Annotated in this window: 18 protein-coding genes; 12 read left to right on the forward strand and 6 right to left on the reverse strand. The window is 53.9% G+C overall.

Annotated features, from left to right (window positions below):
* Positions 1-163 precede the first annotated feature (163 nt).
* Complete coding sequence (locus tag GOV80_RS21645) at positions 164-733, forward strand: hypothetical protein (protein WP_170787708.1); 570 nt, start codon at positions 164-166, stop codon at positions 731-733.
* A 51-nt stretch (positions 734-784) separates the two neighbouring features.
* Here GOV80_RS21645 and GOV80_RS21650 read toward each other — a convergent pair whose 3' ends face one another.
* Positions 785-1,960, reverse strand: a complete 1,176-nt coding sequence (locus GOV80_RS21650; RefSeq protein ID WP_170787710.1) for a DUF6538 domain-containing protein — start codon at positions 1,958-1,960, stop codon at positions 785-787.
* A 344-nt stretch (positions 1,961-2,304) separates the two neighbouring features.
* Between GOV80_RS21650 and GOV80_RS21655 the strand changes: the two genes are divergently transcribed.
* From GOV80_RS21655 to GOV80_RS21665, 4 genes are all read left to right on the forward strand, one after another.
* Positions 2,305-2,694 carry a hypothetical protein gene (locus tag GOV80_RS21655; RefSeq protein WP_170560072.1) on the forward strand — a complete coding sequence of 130 codons (390 nt, stop codon included), beginning with the start codon at positions 2,305-2,307 and terminating at the stop codon, positions 2,692-2,694.
* Positions 2,694-3,866: an AAA family ATPase gene (locus tag GOV80_RS21660; protein WP_170787712.1), complete on the forward strand. Its 1,173-nt coding sequence runs from the start codon at positions 2,694-2,696 to the stop codon at positions 3,864-3,866. The genes GOV80_RS21655 and GOV80_RS21660 overlap by 1 nt, the downstream gene beginning before the upstream one ends.
* A gap of 395 nt (positions 3,867-4,261) precedes the next feature.
* Complete coding sequence (locus tag GOV80_RS22610) at positions 4,262-4,465, forward strand: HGGxSTG domain-containing protein (RefSeq protein ID WP_272871086.1); 204 nt, start codon at positions 4,262-4,264, stop codon at positions 4,463-4,465.
* A gap of 531 nt (positions 4,466-4,996) precedes the next feature.
* A complete protein-coding gene (locus tag GOV80_RS21665; RefSeq protein WP_170774147.1) occupies positions 4,997-5,788 on the forward strand; it encodes an inositol monophosphatase family protein in 792 nt (263 codons plus the stop codon).
* A gap of 3 nt (positions 5,789-5,791) precedes the next feature.
* On the opposite strand, the gene GOV80_RS21670 is transcribed toward GOV80_RS21665, so the two are convergent.
* Genes GOV80_RS21670 through GOV80_RS21690 form a run of 5 tightly spaced genes read right to left on the reverse strand, consistent with a single transcriptional unit; the run spans position 5,792 to position 11,190 of the window.
* Positions 5,792-6,358, reverse strand: coding sequence for a histidine phosphatase family protein (locus GOV80_RS21670; protein ID WP_170787714.1), 567 nt, complete (start codon positions 6,356-6,358; stop codon positions 5,792-5,794).
* Positions 6,359-7,429 (reverse strand): ABC transporter ATP-binding protein, encoded by a 1,071-nt coding sequence (locus tag GOV80_RS21675; RefSeq protein ID WP_170787716.1) that lies wholly within the window; start codon positions 7,427-7,429, stop codon positions 6,359-6,361.
* Positions 7,426-9,642 carry an ABC transporter permease gene (locus GOV80_RS21680; protein ID WP_170774141.1) on the reverse strand — a complete coding sequence of 739 codons (2,217 nt, stop codon included), beginning with the start codon at positions 9,640-9,642 and terminating at the stop codon, positions 7,426-7,428. Before GOV80_RS21680 ends, GOV80_RS21675 begins: the two co-directional genes overlap by 4 nt.
* A complete protein-coding gene (locus GOV80_RS21685) occupies positions 9,643-10,668 on the reverse strand; it encodes an ABC transporter substrate-binding protein (protein WP_170774139.1) in 1,026 nt (341 codons plus the stop codon).
* A gap of 57 nt (positions 10,669-10,725) precedes the next feature.
* The gene (locus tag GOV80_RS21690) at positions 10,726-11,190 is read right to left on the reverse strand and encodes an NUDIX hydrolase (RefSeq protein ID WP_170774137.1); all 465 of its coding nucleotides are present in this window, start codon (positions 11,188-11,190) and stop codon (positions 10,726-10,728) included.
* A 244-nt stretch (positions 11,191-11,434) separates the two neighbouring features.
* Here GOV80_RS21690 and GOV80_RS21695 point away from each other — a divergent pair, with 244 nt between their 5' ends.
* The 7 genes from GOV80_RS21695 (at position 11,435) to GOV80_RS21725 (ending at position 17,668) form a co-directional block, all read left to right on the forward strand.
* Positions 11,435-12,244, forward strand: a complete 810-nt coding sequence (locus GOV80_RS21695; RefSeq protein WP_170774135.1) for a DeoR/GlpR family DNA-binding transcription regulator — start codon at positions 11,435-11,437, stop codon at positions 12,242-12,244.
* A gap of 58 nt (positions 12,245-12,302) precedes the next feature.
* Positions 12,303-13,277, forward strand: coding sequence for a phosphate/phosphite/phosphonate ABC transporter substrate-binding protein (phnD, locus tag GOV80_RS21700; RefSeq protein WP_170787718.1), 975 nt, complete (start codon positions 12,303-12,305; stop codon positions 13,275-13,277).
* Positions 13,278-13,337: 60 nt separating this feature from the next.
* Complete coding sequence (phnC, locus tag GOV80_RS21705; protein WP_170353305.1) at positions 13,338-14,132, forward strand: phosphonate ABC transporter ATP-binding protein; 795 nt, start codon at positions 13,338-13,340, stop codon at positions 14,130-14,132.
* Positions 14,129-14,944: a phosphonate ABC transporter, permease protein PhnE gene (gene phnE, locus GOV80_RS21710; RefSeq protein WP_170375209.1), complete on the forward strand. Its 816-nt coding sequence runs from the start codon at positions 14,129-14,131 to the stop codon at positions 14,942-14,944. Before phnC ends, phnE (GOV80_RS21710) begins: the two co-directional genes overlap by 4 nt.
* Positions 14,944-15,759, forward strand: coding sequence for a phosphonate ABC transporter, permease protein PhnE (phnE, locus tag GOV80_RS21715; protein ID WP_170327399.1), 816 nt, complete (start codon positions 14,944-14,946; stop codon positions 15,757-15,759). Before phnE (GOV80_RS21710) ends, phnE (GOV80_RS21715) begins: the two co-directional genes overlap by 1 nt.
* Positions 15,756-16,661: an HAD-IIA family hydrolase gene (locus GOV80_RS21720; protein ID WP_237215996.1), complete on the forward strand. Its 906-nt coding sequence runs from the start codon at positions 15,756-15,758 to the stop codon at positions 16,659-16,661. Before phnE (GOV80_RS21715) ends, GOV80_RS21720 begins: the two co-directional genes overlap by 4 nt.
* Positions 16,662-17,035: 374 nt before the next feature.
* Positions 17,036-17,668, forward strand: a complete 633-nt coding sequence (locus tag GOV80_RS21725) for a tyrosine-type recombinase/integrase (RefSeq protein ID WP_170774124.1) — start codon at positions 17,036-17,038, stop codon at positions 17,666-17,668.
* The last annotated feature ends 294 nt before the right edge of the window (positions 17,669-17,962 follow it).

Here is a 17,962-nt window from a genome sequence, read left to right on the forward strand (position 1 = left end):
GAGACCTGACGAGGGTGCCTGTAACGGGAATAGAACACCGCCCCCGGGCACCATTCCCAACAGGTAAGCTACTGTTTCCCTTCAGCTTTAACTACTGAGAGCTGGAGGCGTAGACCATGCTGGAGCGTCCCTGCCACACACAAAAGCGACTTAAGTTATCCCGATGCCCACTGTTTATCCAACCAACTTCATGGGCAACTATCGCCTGGGTGACAACATCAACGAAAACCTCGACGCACTGCAGTTGATCTGGGATTTGCAGCATGAACATGCTGAGACTGACAGTTCACATAAAAGGCTGCGTAAACCAGTCATCGTGTATTGCGGTGCTATCGCCGAGGCAGTGCTGTTCGACTTCTTTGCCAAAATCCGGGATTTTGTTCGGGAGGGCGTAGCAGCTATAGAGGAAGAACTCGCCGAACATCTTCGTTCTATGAGCAACGACAACTTTCAGTTCTTCATCGACCAATGCCGCAAACACCAGCTCTTTGGAGACGGAAGTGACGGCTTCTACGACGATTTGAACAAACTTGCGGAACTGCGAAACCGGATACACATTCAGAACGTCAAGCACTTTAAGCCTCTGCGCGAACACGAAGCGTTCTCCAAGGTGCAGCAGCAAATGGCCGAAAGGACGCTGGAGACTTTGATTGCTCGGATGAACGAGCATTACAATCGGAAGCAGGCTGACCACGTCGGCGGCTTTATGCTCCCTTGGAACTCATACCTTTAGAGTTCCCATCTTTGGTCCACGGCTGCTCCCTCGTTGCCCCAACCGCAACCTCTACGGTAGTTGGTTTAGCCATTTCGCGAGGACTTCAAGAGGGTAGCCACGACCATAGCCGTGACCGACACCCTCTGTATGCCATCCGCCAATCTGGTCGACGACGTCAGAGGGACACTCGACTGCTCGTAGCCTGTCACGCATCGAATGGCGGAAGCTATGCATGGTGTGTTCTTTCTGGGCATGCTGCTTTATCCATTTGTTCAGTGCTGCACTGGCTGAGTTGGCGTTCGTGTTACTGTTTTTGTTGTAGCGTGGGAAAGCGAACTTGCTGCCCCGAACCTCAACCAAGATGCGTTCAGCGGCCCAGAGCGAGGCACCAACGAGAGGAATAGTTCTTGCACTACTATTGGTCTTGAGGCGTCGCCATGGATGCTCTTGCACGACCAAGTGGGGCATAGGGCCTTCAAGCCGGATGTCTTCAACGAGTAGACCAGCCGCTTCAGCGAGGCGCATCCCGGTATCCGACACCATGGCAACCAGCCAGCGAAGATCGTCGTCCTCTTCGCGACACAACGCCTGCAGCGACCTGATCATCTCAACTGGCAGAGGCTGGCGATCCTCAACTCCCGCCTGTCGGTCGTAGTAGACCCCTGCAAACGGATTGCTGATCATGATGCCAATCTCGGCTGCAGCGAAGTTGAAGACGGATCGCACGGTACCAAAGATACGGGTTATGCTGCTTCCCGCGAGGTGTTTGGAAATCAATGCGTCTCGGAAGCTGTTGGCATCGGCTCGGGAATAGGCGGTCAGGTCCTTGTCACCGCAGGCATCGACTACATACCCGCAGGCTCGCTCGGCAGCTCGATGGAACGTGACGGGGCGATCTTTGCCCTTCAGGCGGATGTAGATCGACACAGCTTCGCTGAGCTTGACAGATTCACCCGAGGTTTCGCCCGACGCCCCGACACCACTCGCAACAGACCTCCCGGTCATGCGGAGCAAGTGTTTTCCGGGGAGGTCAACATCGCGAACGCGAAGGTGATACCAGTGCTCGTCGAGCTGTTGTGCCGCCCGCTGGGCTCTCGAAGTGGCCACTACAGCCGACCTCGTGCGTAGCGAATACATGATCCTGCTTGCATTGTAGTGGTGGGAAAGGTCGCTCGGGACCCTTCGCGAGAAATAGAATATGCCCTGTTTTACAAATGTGTAAGGGGCAGATTTGGTCTCCAGCATGGTCTACGCCTCCAGCTCTCAGTAGTTAAAGCTGAAGGGAAACAGTAGCTTACCTGTTGGGAATGGTGCCCGGGGGCGGAATCGAACCACCGACACGAGGATTTTCAATCCGGCGCTAATTCTAGCAAATCAAACACTTACGAAACCGGGGTGCGTCAAACCCCCGACGAAACATCAAAGACTTACCGCGAAAGTGTCAAACCGGCTGAAGCCGAACTGACAAACGAAAACCCCGGCGCGACGGCAATCGCAACCGGGGTTAAAGACGTTATGGAAGGCGTCTGTTCTTACAGTGAACATATCGCGGCTTTCCCCATATTGGCAATGCATTGGGGGGTGCTGCTGTGAATATTTCGACGCAAATCCCCGACAATATCAAACGTGTTTGCCGCTCGATCGGATACGCCGCTTGGCTGGATGGCACTGACGCATGGTTCGGCCTTACGGTAATCCTGCGAGCACGTCTGGATGCGCGGCAGCGCGTGGCCCTGGCATTCGTGGCTCTCAAGGCTCTGGACCGTGACGACGCGGTAAATGCGGCTGAGGCGGCGCTAGGCACTGGTGCGGGACGGCCCCCTGCCCCGTTCTTTAACTTCATGGATGAGGCAGCGTTCTGGGCGGATTATGCCGACCCGGAAGAACTATACGCTTATTGCCTTGCCAGCTTTAAGCGCATGAAACCCGCGCGGCAGGCAGCATTCCTTGAACATGTGCAAAGGAGGCAAGCGGCGTGATGCGTGATTTTGCTGACATGGCGTTGAAACTGGATGCACACGGCGCCGAGTTTCCCAATGAACGGTCGGATCGTTTGCCTACAGAGTTCGTCTGGCGCGACCCTTCCACTATTCCGCCCCGTCCTTGGCTCTACGGGCAACATCTGATCCGCAAACAGATATCGGTGACGGTCGCACCCGGCGGCGTCGGGAAATCGTCTTTGACGATCTGCGAAGGGCTGGCAATGGCCTCCGGCCGCGACCTACTGGGTGATTGGACCGCATCAGACCTAAATGTCTGGATATACAACCTGGAAGACACCCGAGACGAGATGAACCGGCGCATCATCGCGGCCATGCAACATCACAACGTCGCCTCCGAGGAAATCTCAGGGCGTCTATTTGTGGACACGGGCCGGGAACGCGAACTCAGTACCGCCATTCAAACTCGTGAAGGCGTCCAGATCGTCAAGCCGGAAATGGAGGCCTTAGCCCAAGAGATCGAAGCGCGCGAAATCGATGTTCTGATTATCGACCCGTTCGTGTCGTCGCATCAGGTGGGCGAGAACGACAACGGCGCAATCGACCTTGTGGCAAAGGAATGGGCGCGGCTGGCAGACCGTTGCAATTGTGCAATCGAACTTGTGCACCACACTCGCAAAACCAACGGTGAAGAAGCAACAACCGAAAGTGGGCGAGGTGCAACCGCTCTTTTGGCAGCGGCGCGTTCCGGTCGGGTGCTTAACAAGATGACAGAGAGCATGAAGGCTGAAGCGGGTGTGAAAGAGGACCCGTCTACCTACTTTGCAGTGACCCGCGACAAGGCAAACCTTGCCCCCACTGCTGGTCGTGTCTGGCGGCGCTTAGCTTCAGTCCACTTGTCAAACGGTGACAGCGTAGGCGAAGTCTGGAATTGGCCCGGTACCTTTGATGGAATTTCATTGGCCGACCTTCTTGCTGTGCAGAAAGCTCTGGATGGAAAAGGACTACGGTATTCAGACCAGGCTCGTGAGGACTGGGCAGGCCTGACTATTGCGGAAGTCTTGGCACTTGATGCCTGTTCAGACCGCATACGCATCAAAAAAATGATCGAGGCATGGTTGAAATCTGGTGCCTTGAAGAAGGTCAAATTGTTGGATGCAAAACGTATGGAACGCCCGTGTTTGGAGGTAGGTGAATGGGCAAACACATAAGTGCGACACCCACCCCGAAAGCGGAGGTGTGGTGGGGTGTGGCAAACATGCAGAAAACAGTCGCCACACCACCGCCCCCCTAAAGGGGGCGGGCGGTGGTGTGGCGTGCCGCACCTCCATTGAGCGAGATACGGTGCAGTACTCAATGATATTTGTGAGAACCGAACACCAAACACTACGCGCATCATGGGGTTTGCCGAGTATGTTAACAATTGTTGGGGTTTTTGATGGGGCGACCGACAAAGCTAGAAGTTGAGTTACGCTCGCTCTTTCAAAGCGATCCCATTGATTGGCGTGAAATTCGGTCACGTTGGCGACCATGCCCAGCAGAGGCGCACAAGCATCCAGACTATCGTAGGGATTGCTCACAGTGCCACGGCGTAAATTGCAAACGGATGGCTGAGCTGGGCTTGAATGATGCCAGGGAACCCTTGCCTAAGACAGAGCGCCCAACATGCGGCGCTAGGACCCGAGCCGGTGGCCAATGCCAAGCCCGGGTAGTACCTGGAAAACGGCGTTGCAGGTTGCATGGCGGCCTCAGCACCGGCCCAAAGGGGAAGCGAAAAGCTAGAGCCAAAGTTGAAACAGAGGATGACTAAAGGGAGGCGGTGCAATACCTCCGTTGCACTGCCGGTGGAGCACGCAATCCGTACCCATCAGATTCCACAACATCGCTCACAATGGCGATGCCCCACGAGGCATCACCCAGACTGCGAAGAGAAGCGTGACCCGGATGAGCGACAGTGATCCGATACAATAAAAAAAAACGAGCTTGACCCAAACGCCCAATTAGAGAAGCGGACATTTCAGATCTGCGGTTCGAATAGAGAGCCGAACTTTGTTGCGCGCACAGACCAAATTGAACGCCGGCAAGTAAGCCGACATTCAAAGGGTAGGTGTCTCAGGATCTTAGCTGCGCTAACGCAAGTCGGTTCTACATCCAATCCAAACAGAAATTAGAGAACTATCGATCGGGAGATTCATCGCAGAGAAGATTGTAGACTCTAGTAACTCAAGGTTTATAGAGCCAATATTGGCACCTGAAGCAAGCGAGAAGACTATGTGGTTGCCTAGTCTTCGCTTGGCCTACAGTGTTGTTGGGAAACACTCCCACCGAAAAAGGAGCACCTATGTCTCGACTTTCAGGACGCAGAGACTTTGCCACCGAAGTCTGCGAGGAGGCTGGGCTACTTGCCAAAAAGTTCTTTGCAGATCGGGTCAATCTTATAGTTGATCAAAAAGGCGCTCAGGACTGGGTGAGCGAGGCGGACAAGAACGTCGAGACTTTCATTCGTCAAAGGATAGCGGAGGCGTGGCCCAACGATGGCGTATACGGTGAAGAGCATGGCGCGGTAGCGGGAGAGAGTGGCTTTGACTGGGTTATTGATCCAATTGATGGGACCACGAATTTCGTGAACGGTATTCCTGCATGGACCATTGTTCTGGCTGGTGTCACCGAGGGCCAAACGGAAATTGGTGTGATCCACGATCCAAACTTGGATGAAACTTTTGTCGCAACTCGCGGAGAAAGTGCGACACTTAACGGATCACCGATAAGCGTCGCGTTAGGAGTGCCGTTGCAAGATGGAACAGTGGCTGTGGGATACTCGAACCGGATTGAGAGCCATCATGTCTTACCTGTTATCGAGGATCTGATCGAGCACGGGGCGATGTTTCACAGAAACGCCAGCGGAGCGCTTTCATTGGCTTACGTCGCTGCCGGGCGCCTTTTGGGTTACGTGGAGGAGCACATGAATGCATGGGATTGTCTGGCTGGGCAATTGCTGGTCTCGGAAGCGGGCGGCGTTGTCGAGGATCAGGACGCCGATGAGATGATCCGAGACGGCGGGCGCGTGATCGTGGGGACACCAGATGTGTTCGAGACGTTGCGTGAGATCGCAGAGAACGCTTGGAACGCTTAGCTCCTACGTCAAAGAGACCCAACATGAATCAGGCTTGAGCGTAGCTAAATCTGCCTGCCAGAAATGGCCTTGTGAGGGTTGGTCGTGCTTGCGGTCTATCGAACAATTCGAGAGTGCGCACCAAAGCAATGTGCCCACTGCTCCGTGCGTTACAATTGCAAGATCCCCGGCATTATGCGACCGGATAATCTTAGTGACTGTCCGAAGAATGCGTATCTGTGCTTCGATCGCTGGTTCCCAACCGCGATAGCTACTTTCCGGCTGAGCAAAGAAAGCATCGGCCGCGGCTTCGAAATCTTTCAGCGGCAAGTAACCGGTTGCGCTGCGGTCATTCTCACCAAGATCCAAGTTGCATTTCACTGATAGCTTTCGTGGTGCAGCAAGAATCTCGCCTGTTTCACGGGCCTTCCGCTCGTCGCTGGTCCATATCTGAGTGACGGCGGACAAGATTCCACTGGATGCAAATTCAGTAGCCCGCTTGCGGCCCACAGCATTCAAGCCCCACTCAGTTATCGGGACGGCCGGATCGATAGAGACCTCGGGGTGAGTGATGATAATGAGTTTCGGCATTTAATCCGGCAGAAGAACGGGCCCTTTGTCAGCAAAACCCATTTTGATTTCGGCGCCGGGATCAAGCGGCGCATCGACGTCGTCATGTACGGCAAAAACCTGACCGAATGTACCGATCAGCGTATATTCCATTCGAACGCCAACATAGGTCGCCTTCGCCACCTTGGCTGTTATGCCTTGGTCTGAGCCGATAACCAAACGCGAGGGCCGCACTGCAATGGTTGCGTTTCCTTCGGACAAACCGCGACGTGGCAGCGTATGTCGGTAGCCTTCTATTTCTATCGTTGCCACGTCGCCATTGATATCGACGATTTGGCAATCCAATAGGTTTGCCTCACCTATGAAATCGGCGACAAAACGATCGTTCGGGGCATCGTAAAGCTGGCGTGGTGTGCCCATTTGGGCGATCGCTGCGTTGCGCATGACGACAATCTCATCAGAGACTGCCAGTGCCTCCTCCTGATCGTGGGTCACGTAAACAACTGTCAAACCAAGATCTTGCTGGATTGCCCGAATATCCTCTCGCACCTGACGGCGAAGCTTGGCATCGAGATTGGACAACGGCTCGTCGAACAACAGAACCTGAGGCTCAAGAACCAGCGCGCGGGCGACGGCAACACGCTGTTGTTGGCCCCCTGACAGTTCCGAGGGAAGACGGTTGTCGAACCCCTGCAGGCCAACCAGTTCCAATCCATGCATAGCGCGGCTGCGGGCTTCGTCCTTTGCAAAGCCTGAGAATGTGAGGCCATACATCACGTTTTCCAGCACGCTCATGTGAGGGAAAAGCGCGTATGACTGGAAAACCATGGATACGTCGCGGTCGGTGGCAGGCAAGTTGGTCACGTCCTGATCACCAATTAGGATCTTGCCCGAGCTTGCCATTTCCAACCCGGCAATCATGCGCAGAGTCGTTGTTTTCCCACAGCCTGACGGACCAAGCAGTGTGACGAGTTTTCCTGCATCGACATGCAGGTTGATGTTGTCGACGGCGACGACGTCTTTACCGAATACTTTCGACACGTTCTCAAAGCGCACCGGGGCGGCCTTGGAACCGATTTTGGCGTCGGTCATCGCGATGCCTCCGTTCCGTGTTGCGTGCGTCGACCAATCTGGACCCGGCCAACGAGTAGTTGCAGTAAACCGACCGCCGCGAGCATCACAAAAATCAGCGTCGTCGAATAGGCGATCGCAAGGCCATAGTCATTATTCTCGACCCGACCGATAATGTAGCTGGTCGCCATGTCATATTCTGCGCTGACCAGAAAGATGACAGCCGAGATCGCGGTCATGGCACGGACAAAACTGTAAACAAGCGCAGCAAGTATCGCAGGGCGCAATAACGGCAGGATGACGTTTCGGAACGTCTGCCACGAGTTTGCACCAAGGGTCAGCGACGATTCATCAAGGCTGCGGTCAAGCTGCGACATGCTCGCGATCCCCGCACGAACGCCAACCGGCATATTACGGAAGATAAAGCTGACAACGAGAATGACACCAGTACCCGTGATTTCAATTGGCGGAACGTTGAAGGCTAGGATGTAGCTGACGCCTATCACTGTTCCGGGGATAGCGAAGGATAACATTGTTCCAAATTCGAAAGCGTTCTTGCCTGCAAAACTTTGCCTGGTCAGCAGATAAGCGGTCACCAGACCTACGGCGGCAGTCAATGGGGCAGCAATGGCCGCGATCGTTATGGTGGTCCAGAAACTGTCCCAAGCGGCTCCGGTCCAGCGAATGCTATCTTCTTCGAAACGTGCGGAGAATGCGGTGACATAGTGTTTGATAGTTAGCGAGTTATCGACACCCCACAACTCGACGACACTGCCGTAAATGATCATCGCATAAACAACAATTGTGAACAGCGCCCAGCCCAGAGCGATGAGTAGTACCGGAACTGAAAGGCCAGTTGGCATCAGAGGATGAACGCCGGCATCCCCTTTGCCGGTGACGGTTGTGTAGCTTTTCTTCCCCAGCCAGACACGCTGCGCATAAAAGGCGGAAAGAGTAAAGAACAGCAGCACCATGGCCAGAACTGCGGCTCTGCCTTGATCGTATTGAGCGCCAACGATGGCAAAGAATATTTCGGTCGAAAGCACGTCGAAATTGCCGCCCAATACAAGCGGATTTCCGAAATCGGCCATGCTTTCGATGAAGCCCAGAAGAAATGCATTCGCAAGACCGGGCCGCATCAGGGGCAATGAAACCGTCTTGAATGTCTGCCATCTACTGGCGCGGAGGGTTTGGGCCGCTTCTTCCATCGACGGAGAGACGCCTTCAACCACACCGATCAGAACAAGAAACGCGATTGGCGTAAACGCGAGTGTCTGCGCGATCAGGATGCCTGGCATTCCATAAAGCCAGCGTGTCGGCTGGGTGCCGAGAAGCTCGGCAAAGAACCGGGTGACCGACCCAGAAAGGCCAAAAAGCAAGATCAGCGCCAGGCCGATCACGAATGGCGGAGTGATTATTGGCAGAACGGTCAGAGCCCGCAGCGCGCGTTTATGGCGAAAGCCTGAGCGCGTCACGACCAGTGCAAAGCAAAGCCCCAGGACCGTGGTGATGACGCCGACTAAGATGGCTAGGAACAGTGAATTCCAGGCGGCACCACAGCGCGCGCCATGAAAACACCCCAAACCCCACAGTCGATCATCGAAAAACTTCGAGAAGAATACCGCGATGGAGTACGCGCCTTCTTCGGTGATGAAGGCAGCGAATAGCATCTTCGCGATGGGAAAAAAGACAAAAGCGGTGACAATTGTAATAACGCCACCGATGGCGCTTACGACAAAGACGTCACCGTTAATGGCGCCCCTTGCCGCGATCCCCTGAGTAAGCAGGAACAGAAAACTTGAGGCACATATCATCGCACCGTAGCCCATTCCGAACTGACGGTCGCCGAGTTCGCCAAACATCGCCTGCAACCAATTGAAGTTGAAGCCTCTGATGCCAATGCTGAACCCCTGAGCGATCAGCCAGCCGAAGCCAAGCGCCCCTGACAGGATCAGTATTCTGGCGTAAAGTGGATCAGATTTGGGGCGCTTCAACACCAGAAGCGGCAGGGCGAGTGCGATCAGGAGCGGAGCGAGCCATAGTTTTTCACCCTGTCCAATCAGAAACGCAGCGGGGGCATAATCCTCATCGAATGGGTAGCCGTCCAAAAGCCACTCGAACGACCAAAGGCCACCGTCGACCATATACCAAGGCAACAGGCAGAATCCGACCCACCCGGCCGTGATCCAGAAGATCAGGACCGGATGGGTCGTTTTTGAAGTCCGGTCAGTCATTTACTGCGGCAGAGTCGAAACCTCTTCGTCCCATTTCTGCAACAGACGCTTCCGTTCGTCTGACGAACCATACTTTTTGAAGTCATAGTCAATCAGCTTGATCTGACTCATGTCTGGCGCGCTATCCGAAGTTTCCGCGCTCTTATTCGAAGGTACCTGAAACGCGTTGACCTGAAGAGCAAGGTTCTGGGCCTCGGGTGACAGTGCCCAGTCATAGAACTTTTTCGCTTCTTCTTCGTTGCGGGCTCCTTCAATAATCGACATCGAGCCAATTTCGTATCCTGTGCCCTCGCACGGTGCGACGACCTTAATCGGGAATCCTGAAACGGCCTGCTTCACAGCGTCATGCATGAAGACTATACCAATGGTGTTCTCACCACGACCGGCGGCCTTGATCGGCGCAGAACCAGACTTGGTATATTGGTTGATGTTCGAATGCAGACCTTTCATGAACTCAAAGCCTTCATCTTCGCCAAAGATCTGCACCATCGACGCAAGCGTGGTATAGGCCGTACCTGATGAGTTCGGGTTCGCCATCTGAACGTGGCCCTTGTATTCGGGCTTCAGCAGGTCTTTCCAGCAGGCTGGTTCGGGTAGGTTATTGGCAGCGATGAGATCGGCATTATAGCCATAACCGAGTGCGCCTGAATAGATACCGATCGTCTTGTTGCCCGCGCTTTCTGCTTGGGATATCGCCCAATCGTGAAGCTGGTCGCGCACTGGCGACATGTATTCCATCGTCAAGCCTTCTTCGGCGGCCTGCAAATGCGGATCACCGGTACCGCCCCACCAAACGTCTCCTTTCGGGTTCGAGCTTTCGGCGCGGATTTGTGCAAAAGTTTCACCTGATGACTTCCGGGTCATGTTGACGTCGATGCCCGTCGCGTCTTCAAAGCTTCGCGCCATGAGTTGGCACCAATCTTCTTGCGCCGAACAATAGAGTGTCAGCTTATCGGCCTGTGCCGCCGACAGTGACGCAGCCAGCGCAATCACCGATCCAACCGCAGTGGATGTCAATTTCCTCATTTTTTCCTCCCTTTGAGCTTAGTGCGTCCGGGTTTCCCGGTTCTTTCATGCCCTTCCTCATGCAGCCTTTCGAAGTTTCTTTATGACAATTTTGACTTCTGGATCGTCCGCTAGATTATGCAGCAAATCTGACAGGTCTCTTTCTTGAACTAACTTTGCGGCCTTTGCCGGTGAGAACCAATGACGCGTTCGTTCACCTTCTTCCTTCCAGCGTCGCTTCAACTTTTCGACGACCAGAGGATAAAGGGTAACGCGGCAGCGAACGCTGTTTCGCCCCTTGTATCGTTTATCATAGAAAAAATGACCGATCGGCCGTTTCGATATGGTGCCGACTGCGCCTGCTTCTTCTTGAGCTTCTATTTCTGCGGCATGCCAAGGTTTTTTGCCGTCCATTAGCCATCCTTTTGGGATAACCCACCGGCCGGTATCCCGCGAAGTGACCATAAGAACGCGCAATTTGCCAGTCTTATCCCAGCGCATCGGAAGCGCCGCAATCTGATCTGCCGTTTCGCTGTCGCCCATGCCACCCCTCAATGCCACACGATCAAGAACCAAAAGGAAGCTGTCTGATTGGCAGGTTGGCCGGTTAACGCTTTGCCTTGGCTCGTATTCTGAATTTGATCAACCTGTGCATCTTCGCTTTGCGCTTCGAATTACTTATGTTCGCTCGAATTCTCACAACCTTCTGAGGGTTATGCAACAAAAAATATTGCAATATGACCGAAAGCCCACAAAAGTAGGTTGAGAAGCCTAGTCGGGTCGTCGGATGTCCAAAACAAAAACGCGCGGCAAAATGTCTGAAAAGAACCAGAGCCGGGTAAAGAAGTCCGACCGGCGCCAACAGATATTGTTGGAGCTGAAGCTGCGCCCGCACGTTCGCATCAACGAACTGGCACAGCGGTTCAACGTCTCCAACGAAACGGTACGTAGAGATTTCGATGCTCTGTCGAACGACGGCTTGATAGCGCGCGCACACGGGGGGGCATCAGCCGCTGCGCAAGGGCACTATCCGGGTTTGGATGAACGAACAAACGATCAAGTTGAGGAACGCGAACGGATAGGTGCAATTGCGGCAGAACTGATCCAGAGCGGTGAAACCGTCATGATCGATTCCGGCTCGACCACAATCGAAATGGCACGTGTACTGGCTTACATTGGTACTCCCTGCACGGTAATCACCAATTCCATTCCCATAGCTATGACCCTTGGCCATGGGGCCGCACAAGTCCTGTTATGCCCGGGGGAATATCTGGCAACTGAGTCTGCAACTATCGGAACCGAGACGCTGGAATTTCTGTCCCGTTTCAACGTCGACAGGTGCATGATCGGTGCCTCTGGGTTGTCGACAGAAGGTCCTTCAGAAACAGTGCGGGGCTTTGCGGAAGTAAAGAGGGTGATGCTGACGCGTGCCGAGAAACGGCACCTTCTTGTTGATTCCGGGAAATTCGGCCGGAAAGGCTTGTCTCAAGTAGGAGACCTTAACGACTTGGATTCCATTGTCACCGACAAAAAACCAACAGGAGAATTGCGCAACGCTTTTGAGGGCGTAGAGGTCGACGTTCTCGTCGCCGAGTAAACATAAAATGATTGATTCACAGCGGACAAAAAGCACCGCACATGACTGGGAGGAAAACATGAAGATCGATATCAAACTATTGCTTGGGGCATCTGCAATCGCACTCATGTCGATGAGTGGAATAGCGTCGGCGCAGGATTGTCCACGCGGTGACTTGGATGAGCGTTTTTGTGATGCCGACGGGGATTTGATCGCGGATATCCCTACAGATCCTTCCGAGCAAATAGATCCAGACACCTTGATCTTTGCTTACACGCCGGTTGAAGACCCCGCCGTATACAAAACTGCGTGGTCAGACTTTCTCGACCATTTGAAAGCAGAAACGGGCAAGGACGTTGTCTTTTTCCCAGTCCAGAACAACGCAGCTCAGATCGAGGCGATGCGCTCAGGGCGCCTGCATATTGCGGGATTCAACACCGGTTCCAACCCACTTGCGGTAAACTGCGCAGGGTTCCGCCCGTTCACAATCATGGCTTCGAAGGACGGAAATTTTGGTTACGAGATGGAAATCATCACCTATCCGGGTTCTGGCATCGAAAAGGTTGAAGATATCAAGGGAAAGCAACTGGCTTTTACATCCCCCACATCGAACTCGGGATTCAAGGCTCCTTCTGCGATCCTGAAAAGCGACTTTGATCTTCTGCCCGAACGCGATTTTGAGCCCGTCTATTCGGGCAAACATGACAACTCGATCTTAGGTGTTGCCAACAAAGACTACTTAGCGGCCTCAATCGCGAACTCGGTTAAATCGCGGATGATCTCTCGTGACGTGATCAATGAGGATGATGTCATTACGATTTATAAGTCGCAGACTTTCCCGACCACTGGGTTTGGCACCGTCTACAACCTGACACCCGAGCTGCAGGAAAAGATCCGCAATGCCTTCTTCAATTTCGATTGGGAGGGGACGACACTTGAAGCTGAATTCTCAAAATCAAACGAAGGCCAATTCCTGGAGATGACTTATCAGGAATTCTGGGAAGTCATTCGTAAAATCGACGCAGCAAATGGCGTTTCCTACGCCTGCCAATAACCTTTCACTAATCCGGCGGGCCTGAATGGGCCCGCCGTTCACCCTAATCTGGGGCATTTCATGCTGCGTCTTCAAAAGCTGACGAAAACATACAAGACCGGGGATCAGGCGCTGAAGGCAATCGATCTTGAGGTTCCAAAAGGACAGGTTCTTGCGTTGATTGGGCCCTCGGGCGCGGGCAAATCGACGATGATCCGCTGTGTCAACCGGTTGGTTGAACCTACAAGCGGCGGTGTCCTTTTGGATGATGTGGACCTGACCAAACTCGGATCGGGGGCATTACGGAAGGCACGCCGCGAAATGGGCATGATCTTTCAGGAATATGCCTTGGTCGAACGCCTGACAGTGATGGAAAATGTATTGTCCGGCAGGCTGGGTTATGTGGGGTTCTGGCGCAGCTTTCTACGGCGCTATCCTCAGTCGGATGTGGACGAAGCCTTCCGGCTACTCGATCGGGTGGGGCTGTTGCACATGGCGGATAAACGGGCGGACGAACTCTCTGGCGGTCAGCGCCAAAGGGTCGGCATCTGCCGGGCACTGATACAGAACCCAAAGCTGCTGTTGGTCGATGAACCAACTGCATCGCTGGACCCAAAGACCAGCCGTCAAATTATGCGTCTCATCACCGAGTTATGTCAGGAACGCGGATTGGCAGCCATTATCAATATCCATGACGTGGCGCTCGCTCAGATGTTTGTTCCCCGTGTCGTAGGACTCCGATTCGGCGAAATTGTGTATGATGGGCTTCCTACAGGCCTTACCCCTGAGAAGCTGACCGAGATTTATGGGGAAGAAGACTGGGAAGCAACCATCGAAAAAGTTGACGAAGATGACGATGTCGAGGCTGCAGAATGAGCCATCGAGAGTTAGACGACATGCTGGGAAAAGGCTGGCGTAAGCCTGCCTTTGTCAAAAATCCATTACTCCGCTGGGCATTGCTCCTTGGCTTTTTCGCCTACCTGATCGCGGCGTTCATGACCATCGAAGTTGATTGGGGTCGTGTCTATGAAGGGTTGGATCGGGGTTGGGCGTTTGTGCTTGCGTTCACCAGCCCAGACTTCATTTCACGGTGGACCGATATTTGGAGCGGCCTTCTGGAAAGTATCGTGATGACCGTGGCCGCGTCGGTCGTGGGCATCCTGATTTCGATCCCGATTGGGTTGGGGGCTGCCCGCAATATCGCGCCATTGCCAATCTACATGATTTGCCGAGGCATTGTCGCGATAAGTCGGGCATTGCAAGAGATTATCGTTGCCATTTTGCTTGTGGCTATCTTTGGCTTTGGCCCGCTGGCCGGATTTCTGACGCTTTCTTTCGCCACAATCGGATTTCTCTCAAAACTTCTGGCCGAAGATATCGAAGCCATGGACAAGGTTCAGGCCGAGGCGATTAAGGCCTCTGGAGCGCGTTGGCCACAATGGATCAACTATGGAGTTCAGCCCCAGGTTATGCCGCGACTTGTGGGCCTTTCCATGTATCGGATCGACATCAATTTCAGAGAAAGCGCGATCCTCGGGCTCGTGGGGGCTGGTGGAATTGGTGCAACTTTGAACACCGCATTCGACCGCTATGAATACGACACTGCGGCAGCCATTCTCATTCTTATCATCGGCATCGTGATGGCACTTGAATACCTTTCGGGAATTATTCGAGCGAGGGTTCAGTAATGCCGATACTTGAACGCGACGATGCGCAAATCTGGCGTCGCCGGACAACGGGTCAGAGCTTGGTCCGTTGGTTCGGTTGGTTGCTGGGCGTGGCAATCTTTGTTTACTGCTGGCAGCTGATCTCGGAATCGACGACTTGGTTTTTCGTCTGGGATGCGCCCCGCATCGCCAACGATATTTGGACCCGTGCAACGCCTCCTAAATGGGATTACATCACCCAGTTAGGTCGCCCGATTTGGGACACGCTAAACATTGCTACCTTGGGGACCATAATTGCACTGTGCATGGCAGTGCCAGTTGCCTTTTTGGCGGCCCGCAACACCACACCATCGGCCTTGTTCATCCGTCCGATTGCCTTGTTGGTCATTGTCTCGACCCGCTCTATTAACTCGTTGATCTGGGCGCTTCTTTTGATCGCGATTATTGGTCCCGGCGTATTTGCTGGTGTCATAGCAATCGCCATTCGTTCAATCGGGTTTTGCGCAAAACTTCTTTACGAAGCGATCGAGGAAATTGATCACACGCAGGTCGAAGCAATCACGGCAACCGGTGCTTCACGCTGGCAGGTCATGGCCTATGGGATCGTACCGCAAATCCTACCCGCTTTCGCGGGCATTGCCGTCTTCCGTTGGGATATCAACATCCGCGAATCCACGGTGCTCGGGCTGGTTGGAGCCGGGGGTATCGGGTTGCAATTGTCGGCCTCGCTCAACGTACTGGCTTGGCCGCAAGTTAGTCTGATCCTGATTGTAATTCTGGTCGCGGTTATGATCAGCGAATGGGTTTCGGCGAAAGTAAGAGGGGCCATCATTTGACCGGTTTCTCTGCGCAAGAGGCTTTTGACGCCTACGAGGCTGTAAGACATCGCCTTCCGCAACCCAGATCAACTGAAGTGAGCTATCGTCAGGCGGACACGCTAGAGGACATAGCTCACGAGTTTGACGTGTTCCTCCTCGATGCCTTCGGGGTTCTCAATATTGGTGATACGGCAATCCCAGAAACACCAGATCGGGTCAGGTCGCTGACAGCCGCCGGCAAACGTGTTCTGGTCGTATCGAATGCTGCAGGGTTTCCCCACACAACTCTTATGGAGAAATACTATGGGCTTGGCTACAACTTCGCGCCACAAGACGTGATCACCAGTCGGGCCACGTTGTTGTCTGAGCTAAACGGCCAAAATGAGTTGCATTGGGGATTGATGGCAACTCCAAGTGCCGGCCTTCGCGATCTGGAGGAGTTGAAGCTATCCTACCTGGAGGATGACCCGAAGCCCTACGAAACCGTCGACGGATTTTTGATGATTGGGTCAGCTGTTTGGAATGAAGCGCGACAAGCCATGTTAGAGGCCGCTTTGCTGCAACGTCCCCGCCCGGTATTGGTCGGCAATCCTGACATTGTCGCTCCGCGCGAGTATGGTTTCTCCAAAGAACCCGGTCTTTACGCGCACCGGCTAGCAGACCGGACAGGCGTCACCCCTCAGTTCTTTGGAAAACCTTTCGCCAACATCTATAATCTTGCATTCAATCGTCTGGGGCACATCGACAAGTCCCGGGTTCTGATGGTTGGCGACAGCCTGCACACCGACATTCTAGGTGCACGAAATGCAGGCATAGCTTCCGCGCTCATCTCTGGATTCGGTTTCTTCGCAGGGCATGATGTTGAAGCAGCGATCATGAAGGCAGGGATAGTGCCAAGCTTTGTTGTAAACCGACCTTGATATTAGGGCGTTCCGCTTGGACACGTCTTTCTGTTAACTCGAACGTCGGGTGAATCAGCGTTGCGCAGATCCCGACCATGTGAACGAAGCTCCGCGTGTGAACGGCAGCTTTGGAAAACCCTCCGCAACAATTTAACTCTAAACTCATGTCCGGCTTGGGCCGCATTCCGAACTATGCAAAGCCCGCTTTCTGCGCATAGCCGTCGTCGGTTGATCGTGCCGCATCGTTCACTGAGGGCTCGAAACGGTCATACGCTGCGCTGCTCACGAACGTCGGGTAAGCTGATGACACCTGCCATTTTGCTCCTTGATAGAGTCAGTTGGTCGACATGGTGTCGGTGCCTGGAGAGGGAGGGAAGGATGGAGGACAATCGATGTCCATTATTCAACTTCCTGCCATCACACCGAAGCGCCCGCCGTGGAACAAAGGTCGCCTTATAGGCCAGAAACGCCCGCTTCTCGCGAAGCAGGTCTGGGCCATCCGCGCCCGGCTTGAACTCTCGGACAATCTCAGGGATTTGGCACTCTTTAATCTTGCGATCGATAGCAAGCTGCGAGGCTGCGATCTCGTTCGATTGAACGTAGCCGATCTTGTTACTGGTGATCGTGTCCGCGAACGCGTGACAGTTGTCCAGAGCAAAACAAAACGGCCGGTCCAATTCGAGGTCTCGGAAAATACCCGCCAGTCCGTGTGGACCTGGATATGTCGCCCGGAGATGCTTGGACGCACTTTCCTTTTCCCAAGCCGCTTCCACGAAAGGCCGCATATATCGACACGACAGTACGCGCGTCTGGTCCTCGATTGGGTGTCGGCGATTGGTTTGGAGCCGAGCGGTTACGGCACGCATTCGCTGAGACGCACAAAAGCGGCACTGATCTACCGGAAAACAGGCAATCTACGCGCGGTGCAGCTTTTGCTTGGCCACACCAAGGTTGACAGCACAGTTCGATATCTTGGCGTTGAATTAGAAGACGCGCTGAGTATCGCAGAAAAGATCGACGTGTGAAGATTGAGCGGGCGGCAAGAGTCGCCCGCTTTTCGTGACTGGCGATTGTCGCATGAGTGTTGACCATCCACTGGGCTTCTGAGCCGAGACGAGCGTCACCATCGTTGTCGATTGAGTTGAAGCTCCCGCCCGGATCGCCGGGCTCAGGTCAGTAGCTGGGGCGTCATCACTCCCATGTGACTGCTTGTGCGAAGTAAGCAGTCACTCCTGTAAAGTGCGGCGAACGTCCTCTTCGAGCCGATGTCGTTGAAAAAGTCGTTCGTTTTTGCGTCTTGGTGTTCTGCGTTGTCTATA

The sequence above is a fragment of the Ruegeria lacuscaerulensis genome, from assembly GCF_013034685.1.
Classification (GTDB): Bacteria; Pseudomonadota; Alphaproteobacteria; order Rhodobacterales; family Rhodobacteraceae; genus Ruegeria; species Ruegeria lacuscaerulensis_B.